The sequence below is a fragment of the Leifsonia sp. SIMBA_070 genome, assembly GCF_046534635.1.
In the GTDB taxonomy this organism is placed as follows: Bacteria; Actinomycetota; Actinomycetes; order Actinomycetales; family Microbacteriaceae; genus Leifsonia.
This window is the reverse complement of the sequence record NZ_JAWRYK010000001.1, coordinates 2,734,106-2,750,990: the sequence shown is the minus strand read 5'-3', so window position 1 is coordinate 2,750,990 and position 16,885 is coordinate 2,734,106. Positions and strand designations below refer to the sequence as shown.

Genomic DNA, 16,885 nt, shown 5'->3' with positions numbered 1-16,885 from the left:
CCGTGTCCGCACAGGTCTACGAGAACATCACAGAAGCAGTCGGCCGCACGCCGCTCGTCAAGCTCAACCGGATCGCCGCAGGCGCCGGCGCGACGGTCCTGGCGAAGCTGGAGTTCTTCAACCCCGCAGGAAGCGTCAAGGACCGGATCGGCGTGGCGATCATCGACGCAGCCGAGAAGTCGGGCGACCTGCGACCCGGCGGGACGATCGTGGAGGGCACCAGTGGCAACACCGGCATCGCGCTCGCGATGGTCGGCGCGGCACGCGGCTACCGGGTGGTCCTCACCATGCCGGAGACGATGAGCACCGAGCGTCGTGTGCTCCTGCGCGCGTTCGGCGCGGAGATCGTGCTCACGCCCGGCCCAGAGGGGATGCGCGGCGCGGTCGAGAAGGCGCAGCAGATCGTCGCAGAGACGGACAACGCCGTCTGGGCCCGGCAGTTCGCCAACGAGGCCAACCCCGCCGTCCACCGCGCCACCACGGCCGAAGAGATCTGGGCGGACACCGACGGCGACATCGACATCTTCGTCGCCGGCATCGGCACCGACGGCACCATCACCGGCGTCGGCCAGGTGCTCAAGGAGCGCAAGCCCGACGTGAAGGTGGTCGCGGTCGAGCCGATCGACTCCCCGATCCTCACCGGCGGCAAGCCCGGCCCGCACAAGATCCAGGGTCTCGGCGCCAACTTCGTCCCCGAGATCCTCGACACGTCGGTGTACGACGAGGTCGTCGACGTGGCTCTCGACGACTCGATCGCCACGGCGAAGCGACTGGCGAGCGAGGAGGGTATCCTCGCCGGGATCTCCTCCGGCGCGATCGTCTGGGCGGCCCTCCAGGTCGCCTCCCGTCCGGAGAACGCCGGGAAGGCCGTCGTCGCCGTGATCGCCGACACCGGCGAGCGGTACATCTCGACCGCGCTCTGGGCGGACCTGGCGGACTGACCCCCCACCGGGGGTGATCGGGGCGCGTCCAGGGTGAACCCGGGGTGAAAAGCGCCGGTTGTTGTGGCGTCACCGCTCGGCGGTGCGATTAGCTCAGCGTGACCGCGTGCTCGGGTGGCGTCGCGGCGAAACCGAAAGAGGCTTCCTGTGACGCGTCGCACGTCTGCTCAGCGTGGTGTCCGCCGGTCGGGGTCGGGCATCCGGTCCCTGTTCTGGTTCGGCGACCGGCCCACGCGCGGCCACCGGGTTCTGGCGGCCGCAGCGGCCGTCGCGGTCGCGGCCATCTCCGTCTTCAGCCTGGCGGGACCCGCGAATGCGGCGACGACCGCGGTGCACGAGATCACGAGCAACTGGGTGGGAAGCCCGGCGAGCGCGCCGTACGGGGCCGCGGTCACCTCCGAGTGGCACATCAGCACGAACGACGCGACGAACCCGCAGGCCAACAACCCGGTCGACAATGTGCGGGCCACCCTCACCGTGGCGAACGGCGTATTCGCCTCGATCCCGGCGGTCTGCAAGACGAAAGGCGTGACACCGGCCTCCTCGATCTCGGCCAACGGATCGACCCTCGTCTGCAACCTGGGCACGATCACGGAGGGGACGGCGACGGTCATCCAGGCCGCTGTGCGGGCGACGGGAGCGGTCGGGTCGAGGCTCGCCGTGTCGGGCATCGCGACCTCCGACTCGGCGGTCGCGACGGCGGGCCCGTCGGCGACGACCGGGATCCCGATCACCGGCACCCACGGCATGGACCTCGTGCTGAGCGCCCCCAACCAGAACTACCAGCAGTCGACCATCTCGAGCCGCAGCGGCGGAAACCGTCCGTCCATCGTGGTCGACTACGGCGTCGCGATGACGACCGGGAGCATCCCGGGGCCGGCGACGTACTCGTTCACCGTCGACATCGGCGTGTCGGTCGCCGGCCAGCTCCCCGGCCTCCAGTGGGAGGGCTGCGCGCCGGTCGACGACTCGGCCCAGGCGACCGGGGTTCCGTACTCGGGCTCCGCCTTCCCCAGCCGCACGAACGCCCCGACCTGCACCATCACCGGAAGCGGAACGCACTACACGGTGACCCTGAGCGGCTTGGACTACTCGCTGCAGCACGTCCCCACGACCGACAGCCTCGGCAACGCGATCCCGTCCACGAGCACCTTCATCGCGGCGGGTCAGCTCAAGTTCAGCTACACCACCCCGATCACCGCCACCACGGGTGTGACGTTCACGGCGACGCCGACTCCGTTCACCTTCGTCGACGGCGTGAGCCAGGCCGAGACCAGCACCGCCAACGACTCGTCGGGCACCACGCTGGTGACCCCCGGCGTCTTCTCCATGATCTGGATGGGCAGCCCGACCGCCGGCCGCTCGCCCTGGGATGCGAACCTGTGGGCGGCCCCCGGAGCGGCGCAGACCAAGACGTTCCCCTGGCCGGCCGCCGGTTCCTCGACCAATCCCGGCCCCTACACGCTTGCGGATCAGCCGCTCGGCGGCCAGGCCGACAGCGTTACCTGGTCCACCTACAGCGGACCCGGCGGCGCGGATCTGGCGGGCTCCTGTGTGATGATCCAGAACCCGGCCGCGTTCACGCCACGCTACGCGGACTTCCTCGCCGCGGACGGAGCGTCGTACTCCAACATGACGTCGGCGCACATCTGGTACCGGACGGATGCGCTGAACACGAAGACCGAGACCTGCGGTGAGCCGGTCGGCGTGGCGGGAAGCCCGTGGATCTCGGCCCCGCTGCCGGCCGGATGCTCCACGCAGACGGCGTCGATCTCGCCCGCATACTCGGATGACAAGTGCATCGTGAGCCTTCCGGCCGGTGTGACAGCCGTGAAGATGACCTGGAACCCGGCCGTCGACAAGCAGTTCCACCACTTCCTGCGGGTGTGGGGGTACGTACCGCCGACAGCGCCGATCGGCGCGGAGTCGTGGGTGGTCGGCGCGTTCAATGCCCCGTACAACACGGGGACCACCTTCCCGGGCTACCCGACGCTCAACAACTACATCAACATCAGCACCAACCCGAACGCCACGGGGACCATCCCCGGGAGCACCTACGGGCCGAACACCAACGGCATCCGGGATGCGATGCGCATCCAGGGACCGACCGGCGTCATCACGAAGACGACCCCGAGCACGACGGCGCAGCCCGGCGTCCCGGTCACGTTCAACCTCACCGCAGAAGCCGACCTGGCCGTGCAGAGTCCGCCCAGGCAGACCTTCACCGTGACGGACACCCTTCCGACCGGGATGACGTACGTCGCCGGTTCCGGCACGCCGACGCCGACGCTCTCGACGAACGGCTCCGGCCAGCAGGTGCTGACCTACACGTTCACGAACGTGCCGGCGAACACCGCCCAGCCGATCACGTACAAGGCGCAGATCCCCGCGAACGGGTCGATCGCGCCGGGCACGGTGCTCACGAACACGGCGCAGATCGATGTCGCCGGCGACAACCGCGCCGTCGCCGCGCGGCAGGCCACCGCCAGCGTCCGGGTCCCGAACAACGGAGCGACGACGCTCGGCAAGTCGGTCGAAGCGAACACGCTGTCGTTCTACGGCGACTCGTCGGCCTGGGACCTCGTCGTCACCTCCCAGGACCCGGTGAACAACCCCTACACCGACACCATCGACATCCTTCCCAGCACGTCGGACGGCCGGGGCACCACCATCGACGGCAGCTACACGGTCACGGGTGTGACGGCGCCCGCTGGCGCCACCGTGTACTACAGCACCGCATCCACCGGCTCGCTCAGCAACGACCCGCGCTCCGCATCGAACGGCGGAACGCCGGGCAGCATCACCGGAAACACCGTCGGCTGGACGACCACGAAGCCGGCGAAGCCGACCGCGGTGCGCATCATCGGCCCGGCGCTCGCCCCGGGGGCCAGCCAGAACATCCGGATCGCTTTCACCACGCCCGCGGGCGCCAGCTGCACCGCGCCGGCGGCGGGCGACAACAAGCCCGGCCAGGTGATGGTGAACTCGGCGAACAGCATCGCGGGTCACACCGCCCTGCCGATGCTGTCGTCGGCGACGACGACGATCGGGGACTGCTACGCGCTCGACCTGAAGAAGTACGTGCTGGCGAAGGGCGGCAACCCGAGCCCCGCAGACCCGTCGGCCAACCCCTCCTGGCTGGACGCGAACACGGCTGCCGGATTCGCCCAGTACGCGGCAGGTGACACCGTGCCGTTCGAGGTGATCGCCACGAACAAGGGCACCGGCGCGCTCGCCGGCGTGGTCGTCTCCGACCCGCAGGCCCCCGGTTGTGGAGGGACCATCGCCTCCCTCGCCGCGGGTGCCTCCCAGGTGTTCAGCTGCCAGCTGACGGCCACGGTCGGCACGACGGTGAACACCGCGTCGGCCTCGGTGACCCCGCCCAGCGGCCCCGCGCTGACCGCGAGCGACCCGGCCGGGTTCGTCGTGCCCGAGCCGTACACCGTGACCAAGACCTCCGATGCTGGTGCGGCGGCCACGCCGGGCGCGGTCGTCCACTACACCGTGACGGTGACCGAGCCGGCGACGAGCTCCGCTCCGTTCGTGAACCCGTCGATCAGCGACGACCTCTCCAGCGTGCTGGACGACGCCACCTACAACGGTGACGCGACGGCGACGGCCGGGACGCCCACGGTCACCGGCGGCATCCTCGGGTGGACCGCACCGGCGATCATGCCGGGACAGACTATCACGATCACGTACTCCGTGACGGTGAAGGATCCGGACACGGGGGACAAGGTCCTGGCCAACACGGTGGTCACACCTCCGGGGGCGAGCAACTGCCCCACCGGCTCCGCGGATCCCGCCTGCACGGTGACGACCCCGGTGCGTTCGTACACCGTCGGCAAGTCCGCAGCGCCTGCGGCCGTGCTGCAGGGCGGCGTGGTGACCTACACGGTGACCGTGACGAACACCGGCACCGCCGCCTACGCGGCGACGGGTGCTGACTCGGCTTCGTTCAGCGATGCGCTGGCGGGAGTGACCGACGACGGCGCCTATGTCGCCGGATCGGCCACCGCGACGGCGGGCACCGTGTCGGAGAACGGCGGAACGCTGAGCTGGTCGGGCCCGCTCGCGGTCGCGCCGGCTCCGGGATCGACGGCGACCATCACCTACCAGGTGAAGGTCGACGCGACCGACACGGGCGACCTGTCGTTGACCAACACGGCCATCCCGACCGGAGCAGGCGGGACGTGCGCCGCGGACGGTTGCTCCACCAACACGCCGGTGCAGATCCCGGGCATCTCGCTCGTGAAGTCCGCGTCTCCGACGACGATCACCGCCGCCGGCCAGCCGGTGACCTACTCGTTCCTGGTGACCAACACCGGCAACGTCCCGTTGACCGGCGTGACCGTGACGGACACGGCCTTCAGCGGCACAGGGACGCCGCCGGTCATCGACTGCCCGGCCGGCGCGGCATCCCTCGCCGCCGGTGCGAGCATCACCTGCACGGCGACGTACTCGCCGACCCAGGCGGACGTGGATGCCGGGCAGATCGTCAACACGGCCACGGCGTCCGGCACTCCGCCGAACGGTCCGTCTCCGGTCTCGCCCCCGTCGACGGCGGTGGTGACGGCCACTCCGGCGCCGGCCATCTCGATCGTCAAGTCGGCGACGCCGAGCGATGCGGGCCACTTCACGGTGGGCCAGGTGGTGACGTACTCGTTCGTGATCACGAACACGGGCAACGTCACCCTGACCGACGTGCACCCGATCGAGGGCTCGTTCACCGGTTCCGGCACCCTGTCCGCGCCGGTCTGCCCGGCCGGGGCGGCCTCTCTGGCACCCGGCGCGCAGGTGGTCTGCACGGCGACCTACACCGTGACCCAGGCGGATGTCGACCAGGGGTCGATCACGAACGATGTGACCGCGACCGGCACACCGCCCACGGGCCCGTCGCCGGTGTCGCCGCCGTCCGAGGTGACCATCCCGGCTCCGTCGAACCCGGCGATCAGCCTGGTCAAGTCGGCGACCCCGACGACGATCACCGCGGCGGGCCAGACGGTCACCTACTCCTTCCTGGTGACCAACACGGGCAACGTGTCCCTGACGGATCCGTCCGTCACCGAGACGGCCTTCTCGGGCACGGGCGCCGCCCCGGCTCCGGTGTGTCCGCCGGCGACTCTGCTCCCCGGCGGTCAGGTCACCTGCACGGCGACCTACGTCGCAACGCAGGCCGACGTGGATGCCGGTCAGGTGACCAACACGGCGACCGCCACCGGCACCGCTCCGGACGCGTCGACGCCGGTGTCGAACCCCTCGACGGCGATCGTCACGGCCGCCCCGGAGTCGGCGATCACCGTGGTCAAGTCGGCCACGCCGGCCACCGGCGGGGCCGTCGGCGACCAGGTCACGTACTCGTTCCTGGTCACGAACACCGGTAACGTCACCCTCACCGACGTGACGGTGGACGAGACCGCGTTCTCGGGCAGCGGGACCCTGTCGGCGATCACCTGCCCGGCGGGCGCAGCCTCCCTCGCGCCGGGCGCCACGGTGACGTGCACGGCGGACTACACGCTCACGCAGGCGGATGTGGATGCCGGCCAGGTGACGAACACGGCCACCGCGACCGGGACTCCGCCGTCGGGTCCGCCTCCGGTGTCGCCGCCTTCGACGGTGATCGTCACCGTGCCGCCGGCGCCGGCCATCACCGTCGTGAAGTCGGCCACCCCCACGACGGCAGGGAAGGTCGGGGACACGGTCGCCTACTCGTTCCTGGTCACCAACACGGGCAACGTCACCCTCACCGATGTGACCGTCGTCGAAGGCGCGTTCAGCGGCACGGGCACGATGAGCGCACCGGTCTGCCCGGCGGGTGCAGCCTCCCTTGCACCGGGCGCCACGGTGACGTGCACCGCGGACTACACGCTGACGCAGGCGGATGTGGATGCTGGTCGGGTGACGAACACCGCCACCGCGACCGGGACGCCGCCCTCGGGTCCGCCTCCCGTCTCGCCGCCGTCGACCGTGATCGTCACGGTGCCGCCCGCGCCGGCCATCACGCTGGTGAAGTCGGCCACACCGGCGACGGCCGGGAAGGTCGGCGACACGGTCGCCTACTCGTTCCTGGTGACGAACACCGGCAACACCACCCTCACCGATGTGACGGTGGATGAGACCGCCTTCTCGGGCACGGGCGCACTGACGATCGCGTGCCCGGCGGGCGCAGCATCTCTCGCACCCGGCGCTGCCGTGACGTGCACCGCCGAGTACACCTTCACCCAGGCGGATGTGGACGCCGGCCAGGTGACCAACACGGCCACCGCGACCGGGACGCCGCCCTCGGGTCCGCCTCCGGTGTCGCCGCCGTCGACCGTGATCGTCACGGTGCCGCCCGCGTCGGCCATCACGATCGTCAAGTCGGCGACCCCGAACGATCCGGGCCACTTCACGGTGGGGCAAGAGGTCACCTACTCGTTCCTGATCACCAACACCGGCAACACGACCCTGACGGACGTCGGGGTGGGGGAGACCGCGTTCACCGGGTCCGGTTCGATGTCGGCGGCGACCTGCCCGGCCGGGGCGGCGACGCTGCTCCCGGGAGCCCAGGTGACCTGTACGGCGACCTACACGCTGACCCAGGCGGATGTGGATCAGGGTTCCGTGCAGAACACGGCGACCGCGCACGGCACGCCGCCGTCCGGACCGCCCGTCGAGTCGCCGCCGTCGGAGGTGAAGATCCCCGCGCCGTCCAACCCGTCGATCGGCCTGGTGAAGTCGGCCACGCCGACCACCATCACTGCTGCCGGACAGTCGGTCACCTACTCGTTCGTGGCCACGAACACCGGCAACGTCACGCTGGACAACGTGACGATCGCCGAGACGGCGTTCTCCGGCACGGGAACCGCCCCCGCCGCCACGTGCCCGACCGGGCCGCTGGCTCCCGGGGCGTCGGTGATCTGCACCGCGACCTACGTCGCCACCCAGGCGGACGTGGATGCGGGCCAGATCACGAACACCGCCACTGCGACCGGGACGCCGCCATCCGGCACCCCGCCGGTGTCGCCGCCCTCCACGGCGATCGTCACCGCTGTGCCGTCGCCCGGCATCACCGTCGTGAAGTCGGCGTCGCCCTCCGACAAGGCGTCGTACGCCGTCGGTCAGGTGATCACGTACTCCTTCCTGATCACCAATACCGGCAACACGACGCTGACGGATGTGGCGCCGGACGAGGGCGCGTTCACGGGCACCGGCGCATTGAGCGCACCGTCCTGCCCGGCAGGAGCCGCGTCGCTCGCGCCCGGAGCGTCGGTCACCTGCACAGCGACCTACACGGTCACCCAGGCCGACGTGGACGCCGGGAAGGTCACGAACACGGCGACCGCCCACGGGACGCCGCTGACGGGCTCCGTCGTGGAGGCGCCGCCGTCGACCGTGGTCGTCCCGGCCCCGCCGGCGCCGGCACTGGCCCTGGTGAAGACCGCGAACACGGAGCTCATCACCCGGGTCGGCCAGGTCGTCACCTACTCCTTCGCGATCACCAACACCGGAAACGTGACCCTCACGGACGTGAAACCCGTCGAAGGGAAGTTCACCGGCACCGGTGCGCTCTCGGCGATCAGCTGCCCGGCGACTGCGGCGACGGTGCTCCCGGGAGCAGTCGTGACCTGCACAGCCACCTACACGGTCACCGCAGCGGATGTGGCCGCAGGAAAGCTGGCGAACACCGCCACGGCGACCGGCACCACGGCGGGAGGGGGGACGGTCGCGTCGCCGCCGTCGGCCGTGACGGTCCCCGACGAGCCCCCGAGCATCGTCGCGGTCGCCGACCCGGGGCTCGCCCACACCGGGTCGGTGCTCAGCGGGTACGCCATCGCCGTCGGAGCCGGCCTGATGATCACGGGAGCGGTCCTGCTGGCTGTGATCGGGTACCGTCGCCGCAGGCAGGCGTGAACCGGGCCCGACAACCACTCGCGAGCGTTCGAAAGAAGGACTGCACCACATGAATGACGGCACCACCCGCTTCCGACGGTTCGCGGCGACGGGCGCGATCCTGGCCTTCCTCGCCGCCGGAGCGGGTCTCGCCGGGTGCACGGAATCGCCCGGCGCGGCGACGAAGACGACGCACACAGCGTCCGTTCCAGGCCTGCCGGCCGGGGTCTCGCAGCCGACGAGCATCCCGACCGACATCCCCGACAGCACGGAAGCGCGGGCGAACGTCCGACTTCAGGGCTGCAGTGAGGCTCAGGGGGGCTGGCAGGCCACCGGCACAGCCGTCAACCACGGGAAGAAGGCGAGCACCAGCGTGATCACGGTCTTCTTCACCACCGAGAGCGCCACCGTCATCGGAACCGCGCAGACCACCGTTTCCGTCAAGCCGGGCGGCACTGAGAAGTGGACGGCGAAGGGCGACTTCGTCGGCGCCCCGAAGACGCTGTGCGTGCTCCGCGGCGTCGGCACTCCCAGCTGACTCCGGCCCTCGCGCGCATTTTCCCGGACGCCACGCCGTGAACGGCACGCGTACTGTTCTCGGCGTGACTGTTCTCCCGACCGATGCGGAACGCCGGCTCGCGCTGCGGCGGATGAAGGCGCTCGCCGCGAGTCTGCTGGTCGCGGCGGCCGTGGTGTTCGCCGTGGCCTTCGCGCTGCAGGACCGCTACCCCTGGCTCGGGTTCGTGCGCGCCGCCGCCGAGGGCGCGATGGTGGGCGCGCTGGCGGACTGGTTCGCGGTGACCGCCTTGTTCCGGCACCCGCTGGGGCTGCGCATCCCGCACACGGCGATCATCCCGACCCGAAAGGACGAGATCGGGGCGAGCCTGGGCGAGTTCGTGGAGACGAACTTCCTCTCCGACGAGGTGGTGGCGGGCAAGCTGGGCACGATCGACCTCGCCGGCGCGGCCGCCGATTGGCTCTCGCAGCCGCAGAACGCCCGCCGAGTGGTGGCGGAGTCGTCGCGCGGCATGACCGGGCTCGTGGCGCTGCTCGACGAGGACCGGATGCGGGAAGCCATCGAAGGAGTCGTGCGCACGCACCTCGTCACGCCGTTGTGGGGTCCGCCGCTCGGCCGGCTCGGTGCCCGGGTGCTCGAGTCGGGCGGCCATCACGAGGCGGTGGACCTGCTGCTGGACAGGCTGGACGAGTGGCTCGCGGCGAACCCGGACGTGTTCGCGCCGATGGTGTCGCGGCGCCTCCCGTCGTGGCTGCCGTCGATCGTCGACCGCGTCGTGGACGAGCGCCTCCACGCCGAGGTGCGCCGGTTCGTCCGGGAGACCCGCAAAGATCCGGACCACCCCCTCCGCCGATCACTCGACGAGTACCTCGCGCAGTTCGCCGACCGGCTGCAGCACGACGAACCGACGATCGAGCGGCTGGAGGCGGCGAAGGGACGCGCGTTCGACGACCCGAGGATCCGCGAGCTGGCGGCCTCGGCGTGGGCGGCGGCACGCACCGCGGCGATCGACGCACTGTCGGACGAGGACGGTGAGCTGCGGCGCCGTGCGGAGGCGTTCGTCTCGGACGTCGCCCGCCGGGTGCGGGCCGACGACGAGCTGCGGGCCTCCCTCAACACTCGATTGACCGGCGCGGCACTGCACCTCGTGACGAGCTACCGGAGCGACATCGCGCACGTCATCACCGAGACCGTGCAGTCGTGGGACGCGTCCGAGACGACCGAGAAGATCGAGACCCAGATCGGCCGCGACCTCCAGTTCATCCGCATCAACGGTACGGTCGTCGGCGCGCTGGCCGGCCTCGCGATCTACAGCGCCGCCGTGGGCGTCTCGGCGCTGCTCTAGCGATTCGTGACGAATGCGGCCTCTGGTCGCCGTGGAGCACCGATTCGTCACGAATGTGGAACCACGCCATCCTGCGGCCTTTCGCCGCAGCCCGGCGCGATGCTCGTTTTGTTCAAGAGTGGTGCGGGGGTTGCTTCGTAGCCTCAGTACATGGGTTCACTTGGCGACGCACGACCGCGATCCGTCGTGCGCTGCCGCTCCGAACAGGACGTGGTGAGGAGCATCCGATACGCGTCGGCCGCCGGACTCCGGGTGACGCCGAGGGGAGGCGGACACTGCTTCGCCGGTCGGTCGTCGAGCGGAGACATCGTCCTCGACCTCTCCGGTTTGGATGGGGTCGCTTTCGTCGACGACGAGACCGTCGAGGTCGGCGCCGGCGTCCTCCTGGGCGGGCTCTACGCCGCGCTGCACGATCGAGACCGCACCCTACCGGCCGGGTGCGGCAGCACCGTCGGCGTGGCGGGGCTCGCGCTCGGTGGGGGCATCGGGCTTCTCGGAAGAGCGCACGGGCTCACGTGCGACCGGCTGCTCGCGGCTCGGGTGGTGCTGGCGGACGGCCGCACCGTCGAGTGCGACGAGCAGCACGAGCCGGACCTGTTCTGGGCGTTGCGCGGAGCGGGAGGCGGACAGTTCGGCGTCGTCACCCTTCTTCGGCTCTCCACCGTGCCGGAGCCCGTCGTCCGAGCGATCGAGTCGGGGCCGGTCGCCGGTGACCTGGCGCGCGTCCTCTCCGCTTGGCAGCGGTCGGCAGGAGATGCGCCGGACGAATTGACGATGAATCTGACCGTCGAGAGGACGTCCTCCGGCAGGCCCACGGCGACCTTCACCGGCGTGTCCACGCTCCCCGCGGCCGAGACGGAGTCGCTCCTGCGGGAGTTCGCCGCGTCCGCCGGGATAGCGCCGCCTCAGGTCAGCGGCGCAGTCCCGTTCTCCACCCTCAAGGAAGCACTCGCCGACCGGGGCCGCGCCACCGTGGGCCAGGGCATCCGGATCCGGTCGGAGTTCTTCTCTCGACCCATGACCGACCGGACGACGGCCGCACTGATGGGAGAGCTGGCAAGTGACGGGGCGCCGGTCGAGCGCCGGCTCACGTTCACGGCGATGGGAGGTGCGTACGACCGGGTCGCCACGGGCGACACGGCGTTCGCCCATCGCACGGAGCGGTACCTGCTCGAGCACGTCGGCTCGCCCGAGGACCCGTGGGTCGACCGGTCCTGGGCGACCGTGCACTCTGAAGCGTCCGGGCGCGTCTACCCGAACTTCCCCGATCTCGCCCTCGACGACCCGCTGACCGCCTACCACGGGGACAACCTCGCGCGCCTGTCGGCCGTCAAGCGCCAGTACGACCCGAGCGAGTTCTTCCACTTCCCGCAGTCGATCCCACCCGAACAGACGGGCAGTTCAACCGGCTCCCCACAAGGCGATACGAAAGAGGTTCCAGCATGAGCACTGTGATCTGCGGCCTGGCCGTCTCCGTCGACGGCTTCATCACGGGCCGCGACCCCGGCCACGGGCGCGGCCTCGGAGACGGTGGCGCTCTCTTCGACTGGTACGGCAGCGGTGACGTGCCCAGTCAGGTCTTCGACGGGTTCCATCTCACCGAGCCGAGCGCACGGATCTTCGACGCGCTGGCCTCCCGGGTCGGCGCAACACTGGCCGGCCACACCACCTACACCGATTCGGAGGACTTCGCCGGGGGAGCACCGCATCCCACCGCGCCGCTCGTCGTACTCAGCCGCACCCCGTTCCCTCCGGCGAACGCGCGGCAGACGATCGTCAGCACCGGCATCGTCGACGCCGTCGAGGAGGCCAAGCGGCTTGCGGCGGGCAAGGACGTCGGTCTCATGGGCGGCGTCCTGGTGACGGAGGCGCTGAAGGCCGGGCTCGTGGACGAGCTGATCCTGCATCAGGTGCCGATCCTGCTCGGAGCGGGTCGGCGATTCTTCCACGAGTTCCCCGCACACATCCGGCTCCGCATCCTGGACGTGGTCGCGGCCCCCGACGTCACGCACCTCCACTACGAGGTGCAGCGGTGATCCTCGTCACCGGTGGACTGGGCATGATCGGCGCGCACACCGCCGCCGCCCTCGCCGACCGCGGGGAAGAGGTCATCGTGACCTCGCACCGTCCTACTCCGCTGCCGTCGTTCCTCGCCGGCCGCGTCACGGTCGAAACGCTGGATGTCACCGACCGGGAGGCGTTCCTCGCCCTCGGCGACCGGTACGACATCCGCGACATCGTGCACCTGGCCGGCAGCATCCCCGAGGCGGACCCCGTCGACTTCTTCCGCCGCGACCTCTCCGGACTGCTCACCGCGCTCGAAGCCGCCCGAGCCTGGCACGTGAGCCGATTCGCGGTGGCGAGCAGCATCGGCGTCTACACCGGCCGACCGGAGATCCCGTGGCGCGAGGAGCTCGATCTGCCGCTCGCCGACCTCCCGCACGCGATCGTCGCACTCAAGAAGGCTGTCGAGCCGCTCACGACGTTCACGCTGGCGGGGACGGGAGTCCACCCGGTCCTCCTGCGGATCGGGAGCACCTGGGGGCCGCTGATGGATCCGGAATCGCCGTTCAACATCATCCCGCCGTACGTCGGAGCCCTGGGTCGCGGCGAAGGCGTACCGCCCTTGTATGCCGACGATGGCGGCGACTTCGGCTACGCCCCCGACACCGGCCGCGCGATCGCACTCCTGATGACCGCCGGCACGTTGTCCCATACCGCCTACAACGTTTCGAGCGGCCACCGCTACACGCACCGGGAGCTGGCGGATGCCTTGGCCGCCGCCATCCCCGGCGCGCACGTCGATCTGCTGGACGGCCGATCGGGCGGCTCCAGTGATGACCCGTACCTCGACATCTCCCGCCTGACGGCGGCCACCGGGTTCGCTCCGGAATTCGATGTCGGCGGCGCTGTCGTCGACTACGTCGCCTGGCGTGCCGCCAACCCCCGCTGAATCACCGCTGCTCAACTCGAGCACGCTCCCGTGTCCCTTTTCGCCCCGCACTTGTCGTTGGCCGGGAGGCGGTGACAGTCTGGTCAAGGGGGAGGACGTGTGGATTCGTACATCGAGAGGCCGCCGATGCCGGCGCTGGCGCACGTGGTGCGCACGGTCTGGGTGCACCGGACGGGCGAAGCGCCCTACCTGCAACGCCACCTCCCCACCGGTGGTATCGACATCCACATCCCCCTCGGCGGCCACCCGCGCCTCACCGGCCCACTGACCGGCCCGCGGCTGGAAGTCATCCCGCCCCGCACCACGATCGTCGGCGTGCGATTCCTGCCCGCGGCGGCGCCACCGCTGCCCGTCATGCTCCACGAGCTGGTCGACCAGAGCATCGGACTCGCCGAGCTGTGGGGTGGCCTGGCGGATCGGCTCGGCGAGGCGATGGCCGAGGCGGACGGGGTGGAGCGCGCGGTCGCCGCCCTGGAGGCGATTCTTCTGCGCGAGTTCCGTTCCGCGCACAACGTTGACAGGCTCGTCCGGGAGGCGGTCGCTGCGCTCATGCCCTGGCGCCCCATGGAGGTCAGCGCGGTCGCTGCGCACGTCTCCCTGTCGGAAAGCCAGCTGCGGAGACGTTCTCTCCATGCGGCCGGGCTCAGCCCGAAAGTGCTCCAGCGAACGCTGCGCTTCCAAGCGTTCCTCGCCCTCGCTCAAGCCGGCGCCACAGCGACCGGCAGACGCGGCGCCGACGGGATCGCGAGCATCGCCGTCGACGCCGGATACGCGGATCAGGCGCACCTGAACCGAGAGTGCCTCCGCTTGACCGGGCTCACCCCCAGCCGCCTGCTCCATGGGGATGTCGAACGGTGCGCCTGCGGCCACGATCACTCCGCGTCGTACCTGCCTTTCCTCGCCACGCGTCCGGCTGGCGATCAGGCGCCGGCAAGGTAGGTGTGCACCGCCGCCACCGCGACCGATCCTTCGCCCACCGCCGACGCGACGCGTTTCACCGAACCGGAACGACTGTCACCGACGGCGAAGACCCCGGGCACCGTGGTGGCGTATGCGGCATCCGTCCGGACGAAACCGCGGTCGTCGAGTTCGACGCCGGCCTCACGAAGCCACCCCGTGCGCGGGACGGCGCCGATCATGACGAACAGCCCGCGCGCCTCGACGCGCACATCGCTGCCGACGTTCTCGTCGAACCAGACCACTGCGCGCAGGTGGTCATCGCCCTCCACCGTCCGAAGGCGCGACCCGGTGTGCACGTGGATGCGGTCGTGGCCCACCAGCCGCTGCGCCAGGTAGCTCGACATCGTCTCCGTCAGACTGTCGCGGCGCACCAGGACGTGCACGCGGCGAGCGTACTGGGCGAGGAACAGGGCGGCCTGCCCGGCGGAGTTGGCTCCGCCCACCACCACGACATCGCTGCCGAGGCACTCCCGGACCTCGAGCTCGGTCGCCGCATGGTAGACACCCCGGCCCTCCAATTCCGGGATGCCCGGCACCTCCAGCTCGCGGTACTGCACACCCGTGGCGACCACGACGCTGCGGGTGGTCACCTCCGTCTCGTCGTCCAGGCGCGCCACGAAGCCGTTCTCCCCGCGCCGCAGTGCCGTCACCGAGCGGGGAGCGACCAGCCGCGCCCCGAACTTGACCGCTTGCAGCGTCGCCGCCCGGGTCAGTTCGCCTCCCGAGATCCCGCGTGCGAAGCCGAGGTAGTTCTCGATCCGGGACGACGTGCCCGCCTGCCCGCCGGGGGCCACCTCGTCGACGAGGATCACCTGCAGCCCCTCGGAGGCGCCGTACACAGCCGCCGCGAGTCCGGCCGGCCCCGCGCCGACGACGAGCAGATCGGTCGGCGCGCCTTCTGCGGGCGCGGCGAGGTCGAGCCCGAAGGCTGTCGCCAGTTCTCTGGTCGTCGGGTTCCTGAGAACGCGCTGCCGGCCGGTCACCACCGCGGAACCGTCCTCCGGGAGCTCGCAGCTGGCGGCCAGAGCACCCCACGCCTCCCGGTCGGCCCGCGGAACCATCCGGTACGGCAGGTCGTTGCGTTCGACGAATGCCCGCATCCTCCGGAGGTCCGGGTCGCCCTCGTCCCCGGCGAGCACCAGGCCTCCCTCGCCGCGCTGCACCAGCAACCGACGGCGGGCTTCGAACGCCGCCATCAGAAAGTCGCTCAGGAGGCTGGATGCGGCCATCAGCCGCTTCACCTCCGCGATCCGCACTCGGAGGAGGACGCTGCCCGGCATCGCGGAGCCCGCGAGGAACGCCGGCTGCCCCATCAGCATGCCCAGTTCGCCGACGAAGTCGCCGGCCTCGACCACGAACACCACCCGGCTGTCCCTGCGGTCGATGAGGTGGATCCCGCCGTTCAGCACGAGGTAGAGGTCGTAGCCGGCTCCGGCTTCCCACAGCACCTCGTGCTCATCCGGGCGGACGACGTCGCCGGCGGAGAACAGGAGGGTCCGCACCTCCACCCCGAGTTCCGGCCAGGAGGCCGCGTCGAGCGGCAGCTCGCGGCGTGACGAGAAGAAGGTCCGGTCGTCGGGGGAAGGGCTCGTGCTCACGGCACCCGACGTTAGGCGCTCTCGAGTTCCCGGTCTTGAACGGATCGTGCATCGCGGTACGGCTGTCTGCCTCCGGCAGATTTGCCAGCGGCAGAAGCCCTGGGCTTCAGCCCGGCGGCGCTCGCAGACTGAAGGGCATGGACACCGATAAGACCTCTCCAGTGCAACGGCTGCTCGACGAGCGGATCGTGTTCCTCGGCAGCGAGGTGACCGACCAGACGGCCAACGAGATCTGCGCGCAACTGCTCCTGCTCGACTCGATCGCCTCCGACCGCGACATCTTCCTCTACATCAACTCGCCGGGCGGCTCCGTCACCGCCGGAATGGCGATCTACGACACCATGAACTTCGTCAAGGCCGACGTCGCCACGCTCGCGCTCGGCTTCGCCGCCTCCATGGGGCAGTTCCTGCTGTCGTCGGGCGCCCGCGGCAAGCGCTATGCGCTCCCGAACGCCTCGATCGTCATGCACCAGCCGCACGGCGGGTACGGCGGAACGTCGGCGGACATCCAGGTGCAGGCCAAGCAGATCCTGCACTTCAAGCGCCGCATGGCGGAGCTGACCAGCGACCAGACCGGCAAGCCGGTCGAGCAGATCATCGAGGACGGCGACCGCGACCGCTGGTTCACCGCCGACGAAGCGCGCGCGTACGGGTTCGTGGACGAGGTCGTCGAGTCGGCAGCAGGGCTCGGCCGTTGAA

General features: G+C 70.6%; 10 protein-coding genes. 9 read left to right on the top strand and 1 reads right to left on the bottom strand.

The annotated features are described in order from the left end of the window. The first annotated feature begins 2 nt into the window (after nucleotides 1-2). The 8 genes from cysK to SB754_RS12970 all read left to right on the top strand — a co-directional run bounded on the left by cysK (nucleotide 3) and on the right by SB754_RS12970 (nucleotide 14,567). Complete coding sequence (gene cysK / locus SB754_RS13005) at nucleotides 3-941, top strand: cysteine synthase A (protein WP_410782723.1); 939 nt, start codon at nucleotides 3-5, stop codon at nucleotides 939-941. A gap of 147 nt (nucleotides 942-1,088) precedes the next feature. Beyond that, the gene (locus SB754_RS13000) at nucleotides 1,089-8,834 is read left to right on the top strand and encodes a hypothetical protein (protein ID WP_410782722.1); all 7,746 of its coding nucleotides are present in this window, start codon (nucleotides 1,089-1,091) and stop codon (nucleotides 8,832-8,834) included. Nucleotides 8,835-8,883: 49 nt separating this feature from the next. Continuing rightward, nucleotides 8,884-9,351, top strand: a complete 468-nt coding sequence (locus SB754_RS12995) for a hypothetical protein (RefSeq protein ID WP_410782720.1) — start codon at nucleotides 8,884-8,886, stop codon at nucleotides 9,349-9,351. Between the two features lie 112 nt (nucleotides 9,352-9,463). After that, complete coding sequence (locus SB754_RS12990) at nucleotides 9,464-10,675, top strand: DUF445 domain-containing protein (RefSeq protein ID WP_410783324.1); 1,212 nt, start codon at nucleotides 9,464-9,466, stop codon at nucleotides 10,673-10,675. A gap of 150 nt (nucleotides 10,676-10,825) precedes the next feature. Then, nucleotides 10,826-12,121: an FAD-binding oxidoreductase gene (locus tag SB754_RS12985; protein WP_410782719.1), complete on the top strand. Its 1,296-nt coding sequence runs from the start codon at nucleotides 10,826-10,828 to the stop codon at nucleotides 12,119-12,121. Continuing rightward, nucleotides 12,118-12,711, top strand: coding sequence for a dihydrofolate reductase family protein (locus SB754_RS12980; protein WP_410782718.1), 594 nt, complete (start codon nucleotides 12,118-12,120; stop codon nucleotides 12,709-12,711). Before SB754_RS12985 ends, SB754_RS12980 begins: the two co-directional genes overlap by 4 nt. Further along, the gene (locus tag SB754_RS12975) at nucleotides 12,708-13,628 is read left to right on the top strand and encodes an NAD-dependent epimerase/dehydratase family protein (RefSeq protein ID WP_410782717.1); all 921 of its coding nucleotides are present in this window, start codon (nucleotides 12,708-12,710) and stop codon (nucleotides 13,626-13,628) included. The genes SB754_RS12980 and SB754_RS12975 overlap by 4 nt, the downstream gene beginning before the upstream one ends. Nucleotides 13,629-13,727: 99 nt before the next feature. Then, nucleotides 13,728-14,567, top strand: a complete 840-nt coding sequence (locus SB754_RS12970) for a helix-turn-helix domain-containing protein (protein WP_410782716.1) — start codon at nucleotides 13,728-13,730, stop codon at nucleotides 14,565-14,567. On the opposite strand, the gene SB754_RS12965 is transcribed toward SB754_RS12970, so the two are convergent. Next, a complete protein-coding gene (locus SB754_RS12965) occupies nucleotides 14,549-16,186 on the bottom strand; it encodes an FAD-dependent oxidoreductase (RefSeq protein WP_410782715.1) in 1,638 nt (545 codons plus the stop codon). The genes SB754_RS12970 and SB754_RS12965 overlap by 19 nt on opposite strands. A 137-nt stretch (nucleotides 16,187-16,323) precedes the next feature. Between SB754_RS12965 and SB754_RS12960 the strand changes: the two genes are divergently transcribed. Beyond that, nucleotides 16,324-16,884: an ATP-dependent Clp protease proteolytic subunit gene (locus SB754_RS12960; RefSeq protein ID WP_410782714.1), complete on the top strand. Its 561-nt coding sequence runs from the start codon at nucleotides 16,324-16,326 to the stop codon at nucleotides 16,882-16,884. Nucleotide 16,885 lies beyond the last annotated feature (1 nt).

What these genes read in the sequence shown, in the direction of transcription:
- SB754_RS12990 (WP_410783324.1), top strand. Translation starts at nt 9,464, where the DNA reads ATGAAGGCGCTCGCCGCGAGTCTGCTGGTCGCGGCGGCCGTGGTGTTC.
- SB754_RS12985 (WP_410782719.1), top strand. Translation starts at nt 10,826, where the DNA reads ATGGGTTCACTTGGCGACGCACGACCGCGATCCGTCGTGCGCTGCCGC.
- SB754_RS12980 (WP_410782718.1), top strand. Translation starts at nt 12,118, where the DNA reads ATGAGCACTGTGATCTGCGGCCTGGCCGTCTCCGTCGACGGCTTCATC.
- SB754_RS12960 (WP_410782714.1), top strand. Translation starts at nt 16,324, where the DNA reads ATGGACACCGATAAGACCTCTCCAGTGCAACGGCTGCTCGACGAGCGG.
- SB754_RS12995 (WP_410782720.1), top strand. Translation starts at nt 8,884, where the DNA reads ATGAATGACGGCACCACCCGCTTCCGACGGTTCGCGGCGACGGGCGCG.